Raw genomic sequence first — 16,498 nt, forward strand, 5'->3', positions numbered from 1 at the left:
CTCCTCTAAAAAAACTATTATTATGCTATACTTTAACTAATCTTTAACAAAGAAGGATGCTAGCATGAATATTTTAGATTATCTTGATTATCAAACTCTTTTATTAACCGCTGATAAAGTTCACTTAAAAATTGAAGTCACACCTCGTTTATATCAACCTTTTGGCGTCTTACATGGTGGTATCAACGGCTTGTTAATCGAAACAGCTTGTTCTTTAGGGGCGATGCAAAATGTCTTATCCGATGAAGTTGCGGTCGGACTTGACTTACAAGTTAGTCATCTTAAAGCCGTCACAACTGGTAGCTTAGAAATCATCGCCACACCTGATAAAATTGGCAAAACTTTGCAAGTCTGGCAAGCTAGCATTTATCAAGGAACAACTAAGACAGCAGTCGGTCGTTGTAGCCTACTTAATACTAAAATAAAAAAAGCTGAAAATCCATAAACATGTCATAAAGCAATTAAACAAAAAAGCCTATGCAAGCTAGCTTTTATCACCAATTAAAATCCTTGAATCGACTACTTTTTAAAGCAGCAGATAAACTAAATTACACAGCATCCAAAAATTGGCTTAACTTTAAATGAAATCTCGTAGCTGAATCTGATGTCATTGATCGTTTACTTTCAATTTCTGCTAAATTCAAGGTATCTCATGAATGCTCTCAAAAACTACTTTGACCTTATCACACAAAATAATCAGAAATATTTTTCCACTTGCTTTATGAAAGTCCCAATAAAACTTCATGCCATTAAAAAAGCCCTCCTTACTGAAAAAAACAGTAAAGAGAGCTTCAAAATCAAAATTAATAACCTAAGTTTTTAGTGACTCCTCCATCAGTTCACTTTGCCAAAGAGCCTTTATTATTTAAGATTTTCATTAACAAATTGTGAAACATTGCCGACACTTTGATTAGCTATAATATTAGCCTTGAACTTAACTTGGTCACCGCTACGTAACAAGTTTGCCTTGCTAAAATCGTTAGTGTCAACTGAATAGACAATTGGACTATTTTGTAAGGTGAACATCACGGCGTTTTTGTTAGAAACAATGGCCACTCGATCAACAATTCCACTAATATTTTTGGCTTTGGATGCTTGCGTATTCATCACTTTAGCTCCACTATTAACCAAAGCTTGTCTAAAGTTATCTAAAGCACTGATTGGTGTGCTTCCCGTACCATAGATAGATTGATCTTGGGCATCTAAATAATAGTATCCTCGAATTGCGCTAGTCTTATCTAAAATCGTCATCACCCAAGTTGGCCGCCCATCGACGTTATATAAAATCGGCATATTAGCGGTCCATTGTTGGGCTTTATAATTTTGGTTAGCATTTTCTTTAGCCCCCGAACTATCCATGATGCCACTTGCTTCATAATAAATCAACTCACCTGTCCGTGCATTAATCATTGAATAGCCTAATGCTGAATCAGCCTTTGTATTTGGATTAGTGAAATCCGTAAAGTAACTAATAGTTCCATCAGCATTAAAGATTGAAGTTACACCATCTTCAGGTCCATTATTAGTTGGATTTTCCAAATCAGTCTTACCAAAATATTGATTCCAAAAACCATGTTTATAACTACCATAATTTTGGTTCATTTCATTGGCAACATCTGACGTGATCCCTTCATCGACAAATTTTGGCAAATTGCTAAGCTTGTAAGTTTGCGTTTTCCCCGTTTGTGCATTCATCACAATAACCCGCAATTTTTGATAATTGATGCGATGACTCAAAAATTCTGATTGATAGACCGTTTCAACCCAATAAGGTGTTCCATTATTATCAATTTCTAATTGGGCACCACCATCGCCTAATTTCAAATATTGTGGATTATGGCGGTATAATTGGCGTTCGGTATCTAAATTAAAATAAGCACTTGTCGTATATTTATAAGGTTTTTTGATAAATTTAGGTGTTGCATTTTGACTGGTTGCATCAATCATAAAATAACCTGGAATTTCTTTAGCCTTTAGCATCGCAATGAAGCCTTGATATTCAACTGGTACGATATAAACCGGCTTTCCTTGATAAAATTGCGCCTGTACCGTCCCTGCAATTTTAAAATATTGACTATTTGGCAGATCAGAAATTGCCTTGCGCACACGATTTAACACTGTTTTGGGTGCTAATGCGATTGGTGTTTGACCACGCTTAAAGGTTGGAGCTTGTTTTGAGCTCACCTTTTTTAAATCAAGCGAATTATAAGTTGGTTTAACCGAAAAATATGAGTGGATCTCGCCTCCCATGGCAATCACAAAAACAAGCACAATTAGGCTTAAAGCTAATTTCCCAGCTTTAAAATTAGTCTGTTGCAAGCTGCGAACCTGAATTAAGCTGGCTAAGATAAAATAAATCCCACCAAAAAGCGCATTTCCTAACAGAATCGATAAAAGATTACGTGATGGTAACATGAAATATACATATACAAATATCCCTAGTAATTCAAGTACCAATAAACTTAATAATAGGGCCACTTTACTTGTTTTACCGGCCGTAAAAAGCAACATTAATAACACAATTAAGATTGCTAAAGCTCCATAACTTAATGTCACAATTAACATAAATTTCATCCTTTTTTAATTTTTGATGTAATTGTAATCATTTTGATTTAGATTGTCAATTAATAAAAGATATTAATCGCTAAATCAACTAACTACTGAGTCCATACTAGCTTTTAAATTATTTTCATAAAAAAACACCGTGTAGCTTGAACTACACGGTGTTTTAAAAGCTTCTAAAGCAAGATTATTTAAGAGTAACCTTTGCGCCAACTTCTTCAAGTTTAGCTTGGATTTCTTCTGCTTCTTCTTTAGATACGCCTTCTTTAACAACAGAAGGAGCGCCATCAACCAATGCCTTAGCATCTTTCAATCCAAGACCTGTGATATCCTTAACAACTTTGATAACTTTAACTTTACCAGCACCTGGATCTGTTAATTCAACGTCAAATTCTGTCTTTTCTGCAGCAGCATCGCCACCAGCAGCAGCAACTGCAACAGGTGCAGCAGCGGAAACGCCGAATTCTTCTTCAATAGCTTTTACTAAGTCGTTTAATTCAAGAATAGTTGCTTCTTTTAAGTCAGCAATGATTTTTTCTGTATCTAATGCCATTTTAAAATCCTCCAATTTTTAAATAAGTTTTATTAATTAATTTAGGGTAACTATGCAACTAAATTAAGCTGCATCGCCGTCTTCTTTGCTGTCAGCAACTGCGTTAACAGCATATGCGAAGTTGCGAACTGGTGCTTGCAATACGGAAAGCAACATGGAAAGCATACCTTCGCGGTTTGGTAATTTTGCAAGAGCGTTGACTTCTTCCAAGGAAACAACCTTGCCTTCGATCATACCACCCTTGATTTGCAATGCTTCGTGATCTTCAGCAAATTTAGCTAAGATACGAGCTGGTGCTGTAGCATCTTCACTACCAAAAGCAACTGCTGTAGGACCTGTGAATACTTCATCTAAGCCTTCGTAACCAGCTTTATCAGCAGCACGTCTCAAGTAAGAGTTCTTGATAACACGCATTTCGATACCTGCTTCACGCAATTCCTTACGTAAATTAGTTACTTCTTCTACAGTCAAACCACGGTAATCGGCAACTACAACTGATGAAGCCGCATTGAATTTTTCAACAAGTTCTTCAACAATCGCAGCCTTCTTTGCGATAATTTTTTCACTCATTTGATTCACCTCCTAGTCGTTGTGCCAGAGTTTTTTAAATAAAAAAAACCCTATGTCCACCAAGACACAGAGAGAGAATTAGTATCAATACTCCTCGGCAGGATATTAAGGCGATGTGCCACCTGAGTCTTAGGTAGAATCATATAAAAAATTGACCTTTATTAATTTAACACATAAATCAATAAAGGTCAACTACTTTTTTAAAATTTAATTTTAAAGAGCGTTTGTATCAACAGTTACGCTAGGGCCAAATGTTGATGCCAAGGAAACATGTTTCATGTATGTTCCTTTAACTGCAGCAGGACGAGCCTTTGCAATTACATCGTAAACTGTTTGGAAGTTACCTAAGATAGCTTCTTGTGTAAATGATACTTTACCAAGTGGCACATGAACGTTACCGTTACGATCTGTACGGTAAGTTACCTTACCAGCTTTAGAATCGGAAACAGCTTTTGTTACGTCCATTGTAACTGTACCAGTCTTAGGGTTAGGCATTAAGCCTTTAGGTCCAAGAACACGACCTAAACGACCAACTTGAGCCATCATATCTGGTGTTGCAATCGCAACATCAAAGTCAAGCCAGCCATCTTGAATGCGTTGTACTAAGTCATCGTCACCGACAACATCTGCACCAGCTTCTAAAGCTTCTTTAGCCTTAGGACCCTTTGCAAATACAACAACTGTTTGATCTTTACCTGTACCGTTTGGTAAAACAACAGCACCACGTAATTGTTGATCAGCTTGTTTTGTATCAACGTTTAAGTTGAATGCTACTTCGATTGTTGCATCAAAGTTAGCAAAGTCGATTTCTTTAACTAAAGCAATAGCTTCGTTTGCTGTGTATGCCTTGCCTGCTTCGACTTTTTTAGCAGCTTCTAAATATTTCTTGCTTTTCTTTTTAGCCATTAGTGAATTTCCTCCTTGCAATATGTGGTCTATCGGATATACCTCCCACTTGACACATTTATTTTCATAAAGTGTCCGTCTGAGAAGCATGGCCGTAGAAAGATTAGTCTTCTACAACAAAGCCCATGCTTCGTGCAGTACCTTCAATCATGCGCATAGCAGCTTCAACGTCTGCAGCGTTTAGATCTTGCATCTTTGTTTCGGCGATTTCTTTAACTTGTGCTTTTGTAACTGTAGCAACTTTGTTTGTGTTTGGTTCGCCGGAACCTTTTTCTACACCAGCAGCTTTCTTAAGTAAAACTGCAGCAGGTGGTGTCTTTGTAACGAAGTCGAAAGTACGATCTTCGTAAACAGAGATCACAACAGGAATAATCATACCAGCTTGGTCAGCCGTACGAGCGTTAAATTCCTTTGTGAAGCCCATGATATTGATACCTGCTTGACCTAAAGCAGGACCAACTGGTGGCGCTGGAGTCGCCTTGCCAGCAGGAATTTGTAATTTAACAACGTTGATTACGTTTTTTGCCACGGTAAAAACCTCCTTAGTTCCGTGTGTGGTACGGATGGTCAGCAAAATTTGACCTCCCACGATGTATACAGTTAAGCATACTCGTATAATATAGCACGCTTATTTAGCAAATGCAAGCATTTATAGATAAATTAATTTGCGTCAAATAAAAATTTACCTATTTTCTGATCGATTTGACGATTTTCATGTAATAAGCTATGTGCAGCTTTTTTTCCTTTAATAATCATTTCTTCATAGCGTTGTTTACGTAATAAATACCGTAGTGAAGCAGCCGAATTAATTGAAACTTCCCCATCAGAATGGGTACCATTTTGCAAATCTCCCATGATATTTAAAAAATGTGTCTTAGCCGAAATGTGATCGCTGTGCTGTTTAATCTTACGATACAGAGGCGTCATCACTTTGGGCCCTTTTTTTGTCAATGGCAGGTTTTCGATTTCTTTGCTGCTTTTGCCCGTTTCATAATCATTATACGGTGCACCTAAGGAAACGACTTTAGCAACTTGCGCGACATTACTGGCACTACCATATAAACTCAAATAGCGCATCACCGTCACGCCTCCCATTGAATGAGCGACAATGTTTACTTCTTTGACACCATATTTTAAACGCAACGTAGACATTATAGTCCAAAGCCATCTAGCCTGTGTCGTCACGTTATGTGTATTATCGGTAAAAATAACTTGAATAAAGCCATCGGGTAATTTAGGATTGCCACTGACTTTGAGTTCACCATCTTTTGTTATTCGCATCACTGCACTCTTTTGGCCCCAGCCATTTTGCTCGAAGCGATGCAACATCAAACCAAATGATGCACGATTTCCCAAGTAACCATGAATAAATAAAGTCGGTATTTGTTTAGTGTTGACCGTTTTTTGCGCTCCATGCGGTGCACCTAACCTATGCCATAAATAACCAGCTAAAGTCAACATGATCAAAAAAGTTGTCGCTAAATATTTCAAACCACGTTTCATAATTCCACCTGCTTTCACAAAAAAATTCCGCAAGCTTGCTTAAACAAACTCACGGAACTCGGCTTAAACAAGCTTATCTACTTGATCAAAGTTCAATTCTGCAGAAGTTTCACGTCCAAACATATCAATATCGACATGTAATTTCATCTTTTCATTATCGATGGCAGTAATCTTTCCAACTAAGCCACTAAAGGCACCATCGATGATTGTTACGCTTTCCCCAATTTCAGCGTCGAATTTTTCATGGCGACTACTCATTCCTAATTGACGCAAAATCCCTTGGATTTCTTCATCTAACAATGGAGCAGGTTTACTACCAGCACCATGTGAACCAACAAAACCAGTTACCCCTGGGGTATTACGTACAACATACCATGAACGATCGGTCATCACCATTTCCACTAAAACATAACCCGGAAAAGTCTTTAAAAATTCAACTTTTTCCTTACCTGTCTTAGTAGTTTCAACTTTTTCTTCTTCAGGAACAACCACGCGGAAAATAAAGTCTTCCATCCCCATTGATTGTGCACGTGATTCAAGATTGGTCTTAACTTTATTTTCGTAACCAGCATAGGTGTGTAACACATACCATTTCTTTTCAAACGTTTCTGCCATCTCATTTTCTCCTTAATTCTTTTTTAATCTATCCAAAATAAAAAAACCTCGATCCCTCGAAGCTTTCTTTCGCCTAAATTATAACAAAAAAAGACTGGCTTGACCAGTCTGTTTCTTATCAGTTTACTTAGCTAAAAGTGTTAACCCTGCTTGTACCGCATAATCAACTACTGCAAAGAATACTGCAAAAGCGATTGTCATCAAGACAACGGTTGATGTATCGCGTTTGGTTTCTTTACCAGTCAACCAAGTTGTGTCCTTCATCGTTTGGACAACACTCTTGAAAAATTTCATTTGCTCTTCTCCTTTTTACGATCCGTTTGCTTATTTCGTTTCACGATGTAGCGTGTGTGTACCACAATACTTACAAAACTTTTTAACTTCTAAACGTTGCACACGATTATGATTTTCTGTAATCGTGTAATTCCGCGAGCCGCATTCCGAGCACGCTAAAGCGATTTTTTTCTTTGCTCCCATTTTGTAGCTCTCCTTACATTTAATCATTATATACTCTATCACGCTAGCCTTCAACTTGTCAAATTCACTTAGACAAATGATCACGTAAACGTGCTAGCCGATCTAATTGTTGTTCACTCCATGGACTGCGTCGTACCGAAGCTTCATCTTGATATTTGCGCGTTGCCACATGCACTTCTTTTTTAGCTTGTTTAATATCTTGATACAATTCCCAAGCAGGTTTGCGCATCGCTCCTTTTGAAAAGACAACCCATTGTTCCGCTTGATCGCTAGTAGCAACTGTGACTTGGACTAGGGGACTTTGAAGTTTAACAGCTAGCATTTCAATATAAGTATCGGCCGTTTGTCCTTCATCTGTCCAAACAACTTCTAATTCATATTGGCGATAGCTTTTTGAAAGTCCTGGCACAAACATCGCATCAAAAACGACGATAATTTCATAATTGGTTTGGCGCTTATAATTAGATAAAATACGTAACAATTCATCACGTGCATCCCCTAATAGATCGGCTTTTTTTAATTTTTCGAGTTGTGGCCAATTTCCGATCATATTATATGCATCTACAATTAAAATATTTTTACGCATCGCTAATTGCCTCGGCTACTAAAGCCTTGATAAATTAACAAACCAGTCGCTACGCTCGCATTTAAACTTTGCACATGACCAATCATTGGAATCGTCAATAACGCATCACAACTCTTCTTTAATAACGGCGAAATGCCTTTGCCTTCATTGCCAATCACCAAGGCCACTGCTCCTTTAGCATCCCACGTACGATAATCTTGTCCTTGCATATCTGTTCCAAAGATCCACACGCCACGTTTCTTTAACTCTTCTGCGGTTTGTACAAGGTTTGTGACACGCGCAACTGGAACATATTCAATCGCCCCAGTTGAAGTCTTAGCAACAGTAGCTGTTAATTGAACTGCGCGTCTTTTAGGGATGATGATGCCGTGAACGCCAGCAGCATCAGCCGTTCGCATAATCGAACCTAAATTATGTGGATCTTCAATTCCATCTAAAATCAAGAAAAACGGCTCTTCATCTTTAGCTTTAGCCCTAGCAAATAAATCATCGATTGTCGCATAAGTATAAGCAGCAACTGCCAAGATTACGCCTTGATGATTTTGCCCATCGGCTAGCAAGTCTAATTTAGTCTTAGGAACTTGCGCAACAACCACTTCTTTTTTCTTGGCAAGCATCATTAAGTCTTTAATCGCATCTGATTTTAAACCACTTTGAACAAAAAGCTTATTGCAAGCCGTATTTTGCTTGAGCGCTGCCATAACCGGATGGCGTCCAATAATAAAATCTTGTTGCTTTTCTTCCATCTATTTTTTCTCCTCTTGAACTGTCTTGATACACCAAGCAGCCAATTCCTCCAAACGTTCTTGTTGACCACTCAAATAAAGATAACCAAATAACGCCTCAAAGCCCGTTGAAACACGATAAGTCAAAACCGAAGTATTCTTGGCAGAAGTATGACTTTTAGCATTGCGTCCCCGCTTGTAAAATTCTAATTCTTCAGCACTTAATAAATCTTGTTCTTGCATTTTTTCAATCAATGCCGCCTGGGCTTTGGCAGAAACATAACGTGTTGCTGTATGATGTAACTTGGTTGGTTTAGTCATTCCGTTAGCTAATAAGTGTTGTCTGACATAAACTTCATAGATTGCATCCCCCATGTAAGCTAAGGCTATCCCATTCATTTGGCGATAATCCATCTGTGTCATATTAAATCCTCTTCCATCTAGTTCCTTGGGCAGTATCTTCTAAAATAATACCTTGTTGCTTTAATTGATCTCTGATTTCATCGCTACGTGCAAAATCTTTATTTTTTCTAGCTTCATTTCTTTCCAAAATCAACTCTTCAATAGTTTGATCCAAAAGTTCATTTTCTGTTGTAAACTCGATTCCAAAAATAGCACAAATTTTAGCAAAGTGTTCTTGTAAGAAAACAAGAGTCGCTTTAGTCACAATAGTTTCATTAGCATAAATATTTAATAGTTTAGCCATTTCATAAACGACCGTAATTCCATTTTGTGCATTAAAATCATCGTCCATCGCAGCTATAAAATCCTCTTCTAAGGCTTCAAATTTAGCAACAATTTCTTTGTTTAATTCATCTTGTTTAGCATCATTTAACCGATATGCTAAATTTTGCCAAGCCGTGGTTAATTTAGCTAGATTCGTCTTTGCTTCTGTCAAACTTGTTTCATTGTAGCGAATTGGATGACGATATTGTGTCGTAGCCATCAAAAAACGCACGATTTGTGGATCAATTTGTTTGACTAATTCATGGACGGTTACAAAATTACCTAACGATTTACTCATCTTTTCATCGTCTTTTCCAACCGTCACAAAACCATTGTGTAGCCAATAACGTGCAAATTGTTTTCCCGTCTTAGCCTCACTTTGGGCAATTTCATTTTCATGATGTGGAAATTCTAAATCTTGACCACCTGCATGAATATCGATGGTTTCACCTAAAAATTTAGTCGCCATTACAGAACACTCGATATGCCAGCCCGGACGCCCCAAGCCCCATGGTGATTGCCAACTGATTTCTTCTGGCTTAGCTGCCTTCCATAAAGCAAAATCAAGCGGATCTTCTTTTTTATCTTGATCACTACTGTTGACACGCGCACTTGCACCTTGCTCTAATTCATCGATTGCTTGGCTCGATAACTTGCCGTAATCTTTAAACTTACGTGTCCGATAATAAACATCACCTTTAGCTTCATAGGCATAACCTTTTTCAATTAAGACCGCAATAAAATCGATGATATCATCCATTGTTTCCATTACTCTAGGATTAAGTGTTGCTTGTTTAACATTTAAGGCTTTTGTATCTTCATAAAAGGCCGCAATATATTTTTGTGTTAATTCTTGCACACTAATTTTTTCTTCTTTGGCTGCATTGATAATCTTATCATCCACATCAGTAAAATTAGAAACATATTGCACTTGGTAGCCTCTAAATTCTAAATAGCGCCGAACTGTATCAAAAGCAATCGCACTACGCGCATTACCAATATGAATATAATTATAAACAGTCGGGCCACAGACATACATTTTAACTTTGCCTTTTTCTAATTCTTTAAATTCTTCTTTTTGCTTAGTCAAAGTATTGTAAATTTGAATCACTGTTATTCACTTCCTATCCTTCAAATTATCCAAAAGGCCCGGCCAAAACCATCAAATGGCTTTGCACCGGACCTTTTTTCTTCTATCAGTTATTATCTGCTCATTTCGGATAATGTTTGTTCCAAATGTTGTAAGACTTTGGCACGACCGAGCAGTTCGATTGAAGGAGCCAAATCAGGCCCGTGCATTTCGCGGGTCGTTGCGATACGGATTGGCATGTATAACTTACGCCCTTTAATCTTTGTTTCTTGTTGAATGCTGCGAATCGCATTTTGAATCTTATAAGTATCAAAAACAGGTAATTCCTTAACTTTTTGCGCAAAAGCATTCAAAACAACTGCGGCTGATTCATCAGCTAATTCGTTTTTAGCATCTTCGCTTAAGACCGGTGGTTCGTTAAAGAAGATTTCAGATAATTCAACGATTTGTCCGGTATAAGACATTTGTTGCTTATACAAACTAATCATTTTGCGGGCCCATTCGATTTGCCAAACATCTGGATCTTGTGGTAATCGATTAGCAGCAATTAATTGTTCTAAAGCGGAGTCTACAATTCGATCTTCGTCAGCCGCTTTAACATATTGATTGTTAATCCATTCTAGCTTTTTGTTATCAAAAGCTGCTGGCGATTTGCTGAGACGTTTTTCATCAAACATCTTGACAAAATCTTTTTGACTAAAGATTTCTGATTCGCCTACAGGAGACCAGCCTAATAAAGTGATGAAGTTAAACATTGCATCTGGCAAATATCCTAATGAACGATATTGTTCGATAAATTGTAAGATTGTTTCATCACGCTTACTTAATTTCTTACCCGTTTCAGAATTGATAATCAATGACATATGTCCAAAAACAGGTGCTTGCCATCCAAATGCCGCATAAACAGCTAATTGCTTAGGTGTATTTGCAACATGATCATCACCACGTAAAACATGACTAATCTTCATCAAGTGATCATCAACCACTACAGCAAAATTGTAAGTTGGCATGCCATCACGTTTTTTGATAACAAAATCGCCTCCGATAGTATCGGATTTGAAGCTAACATGACCTTTTACAATATCATCCCATTCATAAACAACATCATGTGGCACCCGAATACGCACAACTGGCTTTAATCCTTTAGCCTTAGCTTCTTCTTGACTAGCCTTGATTTCTTCTTTAGTCATGCCTTCGTATTCATAAACATAGCGTGGAGCTTCTCCACGTGCTTTTTGCTCTTCACGTTGAGCTGCAAGCTCTTCTTCTGTCATATACGATTCGTATGCCAAATCTTTTGCAAGTAATTCTTGAATCAATGGTTCATAGATATCTTTACGTTCTGATTGACGATATGGTCCGTATTCACCTGGTTTATCAGGACCTTCATCCCAATCGATTCCTAACCAAGTTAAGTTATCCATTTGACTCTTTTCACCGTCTGCGATATTCCGCTTTGTATCAGTGTCTTCAATTCGTAAGACAAAAGTTCCTTTATTGTGTCTTGCAAATAAATAATTGAATAAAGCTGTTCGTGCATTTCCAATATGCAAATGTCCAGTTGGACTTGGTGCATAACGCACACGAATTTCTTGTTTAGCCAATTTCAACGCCTCTTTCATCACTTTTTATATCCACTATTTGTACCACACTTGGCACATACCTTGTTAATTTTACACTGAATATCTTAAAAAATAAACCCGTTTTAAACTAGTTTTTCTCTTTGATTTCTCGTTTAGAGTGTGCTGGCTTTGCAAAGATCATGCGCCCTGCATCAGTTTGCAATGCACTAGTCACTTCAACTTCAATCGTTTGATTCATGAAGTAACGGCCATCTTCTACGACAATCATCGTACCATCGTCTAAATACGCTACACCTTGTTGTCTTTCAGTCCCGTTTTTAATGACCATAACCTCAAGTTTTTCTCCTGGGATTACCCGTGGCTTAAGTGACTTAGCCAAGGCATTAACATTTAAAACTTGGACATTTTGAAACTCAGATACCTTATTTAAATTGTAATCGTTGGTAATAATGACTGCATCTAACATCTTAGCTAGTTTAATCAATTTACTATCAACTTCTTGAATGTCTTCAAAATCACCATCATACATTTCAACCGGTAAAATATGTTCAGAACGAAGCCGATTTAAAATATCTAGTCCACGTCTTCCTCTAACACGTTTAATACTGTCACCAGAATCAGCAATGTATTGTAACTCATACAATACAAAATTAGGCACAACCAATGTTCCTTCTAAAAAACCAGTCTTAGCTAAATCATAAATGCGCCCATCAATCAAAATATTAGTGTCTAATAACTTATATTTGTGGAAATTATCTCCCACTTTACGTTCTAAAATATCTGCTGTTTGCTCTTCAACTTCAACTTTCTTTTTCTTGGTAAAAAGTTTGCGCAAATCGCCAAAACGATCTTTTCCAACGACCAAACCCATATAAGCAAAAATAATCATCAAAACAATCGGCAAAATAGTATTTAAAAAGAATGATTGCGCACGGTAAAAAATCGTCGAAATTAAAACGGCGATCAATAAACCAACAATAATAAAAATTCCTTCTGTAATGATGACTTCTGGTTTTTGCTTGGTTAATAGGTTTTCACAATTTTTAATGACACGTTCAAGCGGCCCAGCTAAGAGCAAACCTAAAACAGACATTATGACCAAACCTAATACCATATTGACTGCTGAATTATTCAATAAAAAATTATCTTCTAGACCACAAATTTGCCAAAAAGTCGGAATAAAAGAAAATCCTGCACCTATCCCCAAAACGGCAAAGATTAACTGTATCATTCGTTTTCGCATCTAATCAATCACTTCCTAATCATATTAGCTAAATACCAGCTTTAATGCTTGTTTTAGCGTTTTCACCCCTACAACTTCGATATTTCCTGGGAAATTCCAGCCATCGCCTAAATTATTTTGCGGGACAAATACCCGTTTAAATCCAAGCTTAGCAGCCTCACTTACTCGCTGTTCAATATGTGTGACTCGCCTAATTTCACCGGTTAATCCCAATTCGCCAATAAAACAATCACTTGGATCAGTCTCAAAATCACGATAACTTGAAACTAAACTAATAGCCAAAGCCAAATCAATTGCCGGTTCATCTAATTTAACGCCACCAGCTGCTTTAAGATAAGCATCTTGATTTTGTAATAATAGTCCGGCCCGTTTTTCCAGTACAGCCATGATTAAAGAAACACGGTTATGGTCAAGCCCTGTTGTTGTCCGTTTGGCATTTCCAAAAGCCGTTGGTGTTACTAAAGCTTGAACTTCAACCAAAATCGGTCGTGTTCCTTCCAACGAAGCTACAACAGCTGAGCCCGTTGCTCCTTTGAGCCTTTCTTCTAAAAAAACTTGCGAAGGATTGGCTACTTCTACCAAACCGCCTTCACGCATCTCAAAGATTCCAATTTCATTTGTTGACCCAAAGCGATTTTTTACTGCTCGCAAAATTCGATAAGTCCGATGCTGATCACCTTCAAAATAAAGCACAGTATCCACCATATGCTCTAAAATTTTAGGCCCAGCAATGGCCCCACCTTTAGTCACATGCCCAACCACAAAAATCGTAATACCATTAGTTTTTGCAATCTGCATCAAATCTGCTGTAACTTCTCTAATCTGAGCTACACTCCCAACCGCCGAATCCATTTCTGGTTCTTGCATGGTTTGTACCGAATCAATCACCACGTACTCTGGTTTTAAATCAGCGATGCTTTGTTTAATACTATTCATATCAGTTTCTGGATATAAGTAAAATTCGGTTCCTTCTAAAGCTAAACGTTGTGCACGTAACTTAATTTGTGTCGCACTTTCTTCCCCTGAAACATATAAGACACGCCGTTTTTCTTGGGCAAGCTGACCAGATACTTGTAATAATAGCGTTGATTTACCAATCCCTGGATCACCGCCAATCAACACCAAAGACCCTGGAACAATCCCACCGCCTAAAACACGATTTAGCTCAGCTAACTTGGTTTCAACTCGAATTGTTTGTTTAGCACTAATTTCACTGATTAACTGTGGCTTAACCGTACTTCCAGCCAAGCTTTTACGCGGTTGTGCTTTTGCTTTTGACGCAGAAGTCGCCTGAATTTCTTCTAACATACTATTCCATGCCCCACAATTAGGACATTTCCCTAAATAACGTGGTGAAGTATAACCACAACTTTGACAAGTATATTGCGTTTTAACTTTCGCCATATATTTTCCTCCTTTCATTTTAGATATCATATATCCTTATTTTATCATCTTTTACTCACTAAACCACATTTAAGCCTTGATTTTTTTACAATCCCGAAGAGCCAAAACCACCTTGGCGTGTTTGCTTAGGTTGTTTTTCTTGGTCAGCCAATAAATAAGGCATAAAAATTCCTTGTCCGATACGTTCACCTTTTTTCAAATGAATATCTTTGATTCCAAAGTTAATCATCTGAAAGAAAATAGCTCCTTCATTTGCTTCATTATTATAATAATCCGCATCAACTATCCCCACACCATTTGGTAAAATCATATTACGTTTCAACGGGTTACTTGAACGATTAGCCAACATTAGAAATTCATCAGGCTGCATATAAGCCTTAATTCCGGTTGGTATTAAATAAGGTTTTAACACCGCACTTGCATCCAAGTACTCTTGATTGGTAATTTCTTTTTGTTTTCGTAATGCACGTAAAACCTTTAAGAAATTTAATTTCCAGATACTAGGCAACACAAAATCTTCGGCACAAAAGAAATCATACCCTGCCGCTTGTTTAGTTGCACGTACTGGCAATTGAATATTTTTATCTTGATATTTTGAAACAATTTCAAATCCTCGTTGCATTTTTTACCTCGTATTAACTATTTTTCATCACTTATATAATATACCACTAAACCTAGTAATAATGGTATCTCTTGGGCTAAAGTTTCGTGAAAATATGTTATAATATTTCTGTGAAATGGAGGAGATTTTTTTATGAATTATCATTGGCAAAAAGATTCATTAGCAATCCTTGATGACGAACAAAAAATCATTGCCGAAATCGGTTTTAAGATGATTAACGATGAACAAACTTATGTAGTCGAAAGAACGTGGGTCGACCCTAATACACGTGGCCAAGGTTTGGCAGGTAAGATTACTGTTTACTTCTTAAAAGAAGTCAAAAAGCAAGCTAAAACTGTTTTACCTTTATGCCCATATACGCAAGCTTTCTTTGAAAAACACGCTGAATATACTACACTTTTATTCAAACAACCTTAGTTGCAGGAGGAATTTTTTAGATGGATCAAAATCAATTAAAACAACTCGTTGGTGAAAAATCAGTCGATTGGATTAAAGATGGTATGATTGTTGGTTTAGGAACTGGCTCAACTGTTAAATTCATGGTAGACGCATTAGGACAAAAAATTCAAGCAGGCGAGCTTAAAAACATCATTGGAGTTACAACTTCCAAAGTTACCGCCAAACAAGCCCAACAACTCGGAATCACACTTAAATCAGTTGATGAAGTCGATCATATCGATTTAACTATCGATGGTGCCGATGAAATCAGTGCAGCCTTTCACGGAATCAAGGGTGGCGGTGCTGCTTTACTTTTCGAAAAAATTGTTGCAACAAACTCTTCCAAAAATATTTGGATTGTCGATCAAAGCAAGATGGTACAAGATTTAGGTGCTTTCCCTTTGCCAGTTGAAGTCATTCCTTATGGTAGTCAAAAAGTTTTTGAGCGTTTCGAAGCTAAAGGATTTAAACCAACTTTTCGTAAAAAAGAAGATGGTGGTTTATTATTGACCGATTCAGATAACTACATTATCGATTTACACCTTGAAAAAATCACCAATCCTCATGAATTAGCCACATATTTAGATCAACAAGTCGGCATAGTTGAACATGGCTTATTCTTAGATCTTGTCAACACTGTGATTGTCGGTGAACAAGATGGTCCTAAAGTCTTAGAAGCACGTTAATACATGAGCTTAATTTCAATAAAAACATCAAGGCTGCATTGCTTTGATGTTTTTTATTATTCTCCAAGTTAAAAATTTATAAAGCGAATAATCCTAACCATAATCTTTTTCATCATATTTTAATTTTTAAAGAAAGTCTTACTCAAAAAATTAATTATTTTCAATCTCTAAGAGTTGAATAATTACTGTTTTTGCCTTACAATATGGTT

20 protein-coding genes and 1 other annotated feature are annotated in these 16,498 nt (G+C 37.2%); of the genes, 3 read left to right on the forward strand and 17 right to left on the reverse strand.

The features are described from left to right. The first annotated feature begins 64 nt into the window (after positions 1-64). The gene (locus tag QM017_RS06550; protein WP_282709202.1) at positions 65-445 is read left to right on the forward strand and encodes a PaaI family thioesterase; all 381 of its coding nucleotides are present in this window, start codon (positions 65-67) and stop codon (positions 443-445) included. A 416-nt stretch (positions 446-861) separates the two neighbouring features. On the opposite strand, the gene QM017_RS06555 is transcribed toward QM017_RS06550, so the two are convergent. The 17 genes from QM017_RS06555 to QM017_RS06635 all read right to left on the reverse strand — a co-directional run bounded on the left by QM017_RS06555 (position 862) and on the right by QM017_RS06635 (position 15,165). Continuing rightward, entirely contained in the window at positions 862-2,565 is a 1,704-nt protein-coding gene (locus QM017_RS06555; RefSeq protein ID WP_282709203.1) for a hypothetical protein, read from the reverse strand. Between the two features lie 184 nt (positions 2,566-2,749). Further along, positions 2,750-3,115: a 50S ribosomal protein L7/L12 gene (gene rplL / locus QM017_RS06560; RefSeq protein WP_178197884.1), complete on the reverse strand. Its 366-nt coding sequence runs from the start codon at positions 3,113-3,115 to the stop codon at positions 2,750-2,752. A gap of 63 nt (positions 3,116-3,178) precedes the next feature. After that, the gene (gene rplJ, locus QM017_RS06565) at positions 3,179-3,685 is read right to left on the reverse strand and encodes a 50S ribosomal protein L10 (protein WP_178197886.1); all 507 of its coding nucleotides are present in this window, start codon (positions 3,683-3,685) and stop codon (positions 3,179-3,181) included. A gap of 32 nt (positions 3,686-3,717) precedes the next feature. Further along, positions 3,718-3,837: a sequence feature (ribosomal protein L10 leader region), on the reverse strand. A gap of 61 nt (positions 3,838-3,898) precedes the next feature. Next, a complete protein-coding gene (gene rplA, locus QM017_RS06570) occupies positions 3,899-4,591 on the reverse strand; it encodes a 50S ribosomal protein L1 (protein ID WP_178197888.1) in 693 nt (230 codons plus the stop codon). A gap of 103 nt (positions 4,592-4,694) precedes the next feature. Further along, positions 4,695-5,120 carry a 50S ribosomal protein L11 gene (gene rplK, locus QM017_RS06575; RefSeq protein ID WP_178197890.1) on the reverse strand — a complete coding sequence of 142 codons (426 nt, stop codon included), beginning with the start codon at positions 5,118-5,120 and terminating at the stop codon, positions 4,695-4,697. Positions 5,121-5,251: 131 nt separating this feature from the next. Further along, on the reverse strand, positions 5,252-6,094 hold the full coding sequence (locus QM017_RS06580) for an alpha/beta fold hydrolase (RefSeq protein WP_178197892.1): 843 nt from the start codon (positions 6,092-6,094) through the stop codon (positions 5,252-5,254). A 63-nt stretch (positions 6,095-6,157) separates the two neighbouring features. After that, positions 6,158-6,709 carry a transcription termination/antitermination protein NusG gene (gene nusG, locus QM017_RS06585; protein WP_282709204.1) on the reverse strand — a complete coding sequence of 184 codons (552 nt, stop codon included), beginning with the start codon at positions 6,707-6,709 and terminating at the stop codon, positions 6,158-6,160. A gap of 123 nt (positions 6,710-6,832) precedes the next feature. Beyond that, a complete protein-coding gene (gene secE / locus QM017_RS06590) occupies positions 6,833-7,003 on the reverse strand; it encodes a preprotein translocase subunit SecE (RefSeq protein ID WP_178197896.1) in 171 nt (56 codons plus the stop codon). Positions 7,004-7,033: 30 nt separating this feature from the next. Further along, entirely contained in the window at positions 7,034-7,186 is a 153-nt protein-coding gene (rpmG, locus tag QM017_RS06595) for a 50S ribosomal protein L33 (protein WP_178197898.1), read from the reverse strand. 64 nt (positions 7,187-7,250) lie between these two features. After that, a complete protein-coding gene (locus QM017_RS06600; protein WP_178197899.1) occupies positions 7,251-7,772 on the reverse strand; it encodes an NYN domain-containing protein in 522 nt (173 codons plus the stop codon). A 2-nt stretch (positions 7,773-7,774) separates the two neighbouring features. Further along, entirely contained in the window at positions 7,775-8,518 is a 744-nt protein-coding gene (rlmB, locus tag QM017_RS06605) for a 23S rRNA (guanosine(2251)-2'-O)-methyltransferase RlmB (RefSeq protein ID WP_282709205.1), read from the reverse strand. After that, positions 8,519-8,920: a Mini-ribonuclease 3 gene (locus QM017_RS06610; RefSeq protein WP_178197903.1), complete on the reverse strand. Its 402-nt coding sequence runs from the start codon at positions 8,918-8,920 to the stop codon at positions 8,519-8,521. It lies immediately after the preceding gene. A gap of 1 nt (position 8,921) precedes the next feature. Then, positions 8,922-10,334 carry a cysteine--tRNA ligase gene (cysS, locus tag QM017_RS06615; RefSeq protein WP_178197905.1) on the reverse strand — a complete coding sequence of 471 codons (1,413 nt, stop codon included), beginning with the start codon at positions 10,332-10,334 and terminating at the stop codon, positions 8,922-8,924. Positions 10,335-10,426: 92 nt separating this feature from the next. After that, positions 10,427-11,917: a glutamate--tRNA ligase gene (gene gltX / locus QM017_RS06620; protein ID WP_178197907.1), complete on the reverse strand. Its 1,491-nt coding sequence runs from the start codon at positions 11,915-11,917 to the stop codon at positions 10,427-10,429. A 106-nt stretch (positions 11,918-12,023) separates the two neighbouring features. Beyond that, positions 12,024-13,139, reverse strand: coding sequence for a PIN/TRAM domain-containing protein (locus QM017_RS06625; RefSeq protein WP_178197909.1), 1,116 nt, complete (start codon positions 13,137-13,139; stop codon positions 12,024-12,026). A 24-nt stretch (positions 13,140-13,163) separates the two neighbouring features. After that, positions 13,164-14,543 carry a DNA repair protein RadA gene (gene radA / locus QM017_RS06630; RefSeq protein ID WP_282709206.1) on the reverse strand — a complete coding sequence of 460 codons (1,380 nt, stop codon included), beginning with the start codon at positions 14,541-14,543 and terminating at the stop codon, positions 13,164-13,166. A gap of 85 nt (positions 14,544-14,628) precedes the next feature. Beyond that, complete coding sequence (locus QM017_RS06635) at positions 14,629-15,165, reverse strand: dUTP diphosphatase (protein ID WP_178197913.1); 537 nt, start codon at positions 15,163-15,165, stop codon at positions 14,629-14,631. 132 nt (positions 15,166-15,297) lie between these two features. Between QM017_RS06635 and QM017_RS06640 the strand changes: the two genes are divergently transcribed. Both QM017_RS06640 and rpiA read left to right on the forward strand, forming a co-directional pair. Continuing rightward, complete coding sequence (locus QM017_RS06640; protein ID WP_282709207.1) at positions 15,298-15,582, forward strand: GNAT family N-acetyltransferase; 285 nt, start codon at positions 15,298-15,300, stop codon at positions 15,580-15,582. 20 nt (positions 15,583-15,602) lie between these two features. After that, the gene (rpiA, locus tag QM017_RS06645) at positions 15,603-16,289 is read left to right on the forward strand and encodes a ribose-5-phosphate isomerase RpiA (protein ID WP_282709208.1); all 687 of its coding nucleotides are present in this window, start codon (positions 15,603-15,605) and stop codon (positions 16,287-16,289) included. Positions 16,290-16,498: the final 209 nt, after the last annotated feature.

Source organism: Ligilactobacillus sp. Marseille-Q7487, from assembly GCF_949152225.1.
Taxonomy (GTDB): Bacteria; Bacillota; Bacilli; order Lactobacillales; family Lactobacillaceae; genus Ligilactobacillus.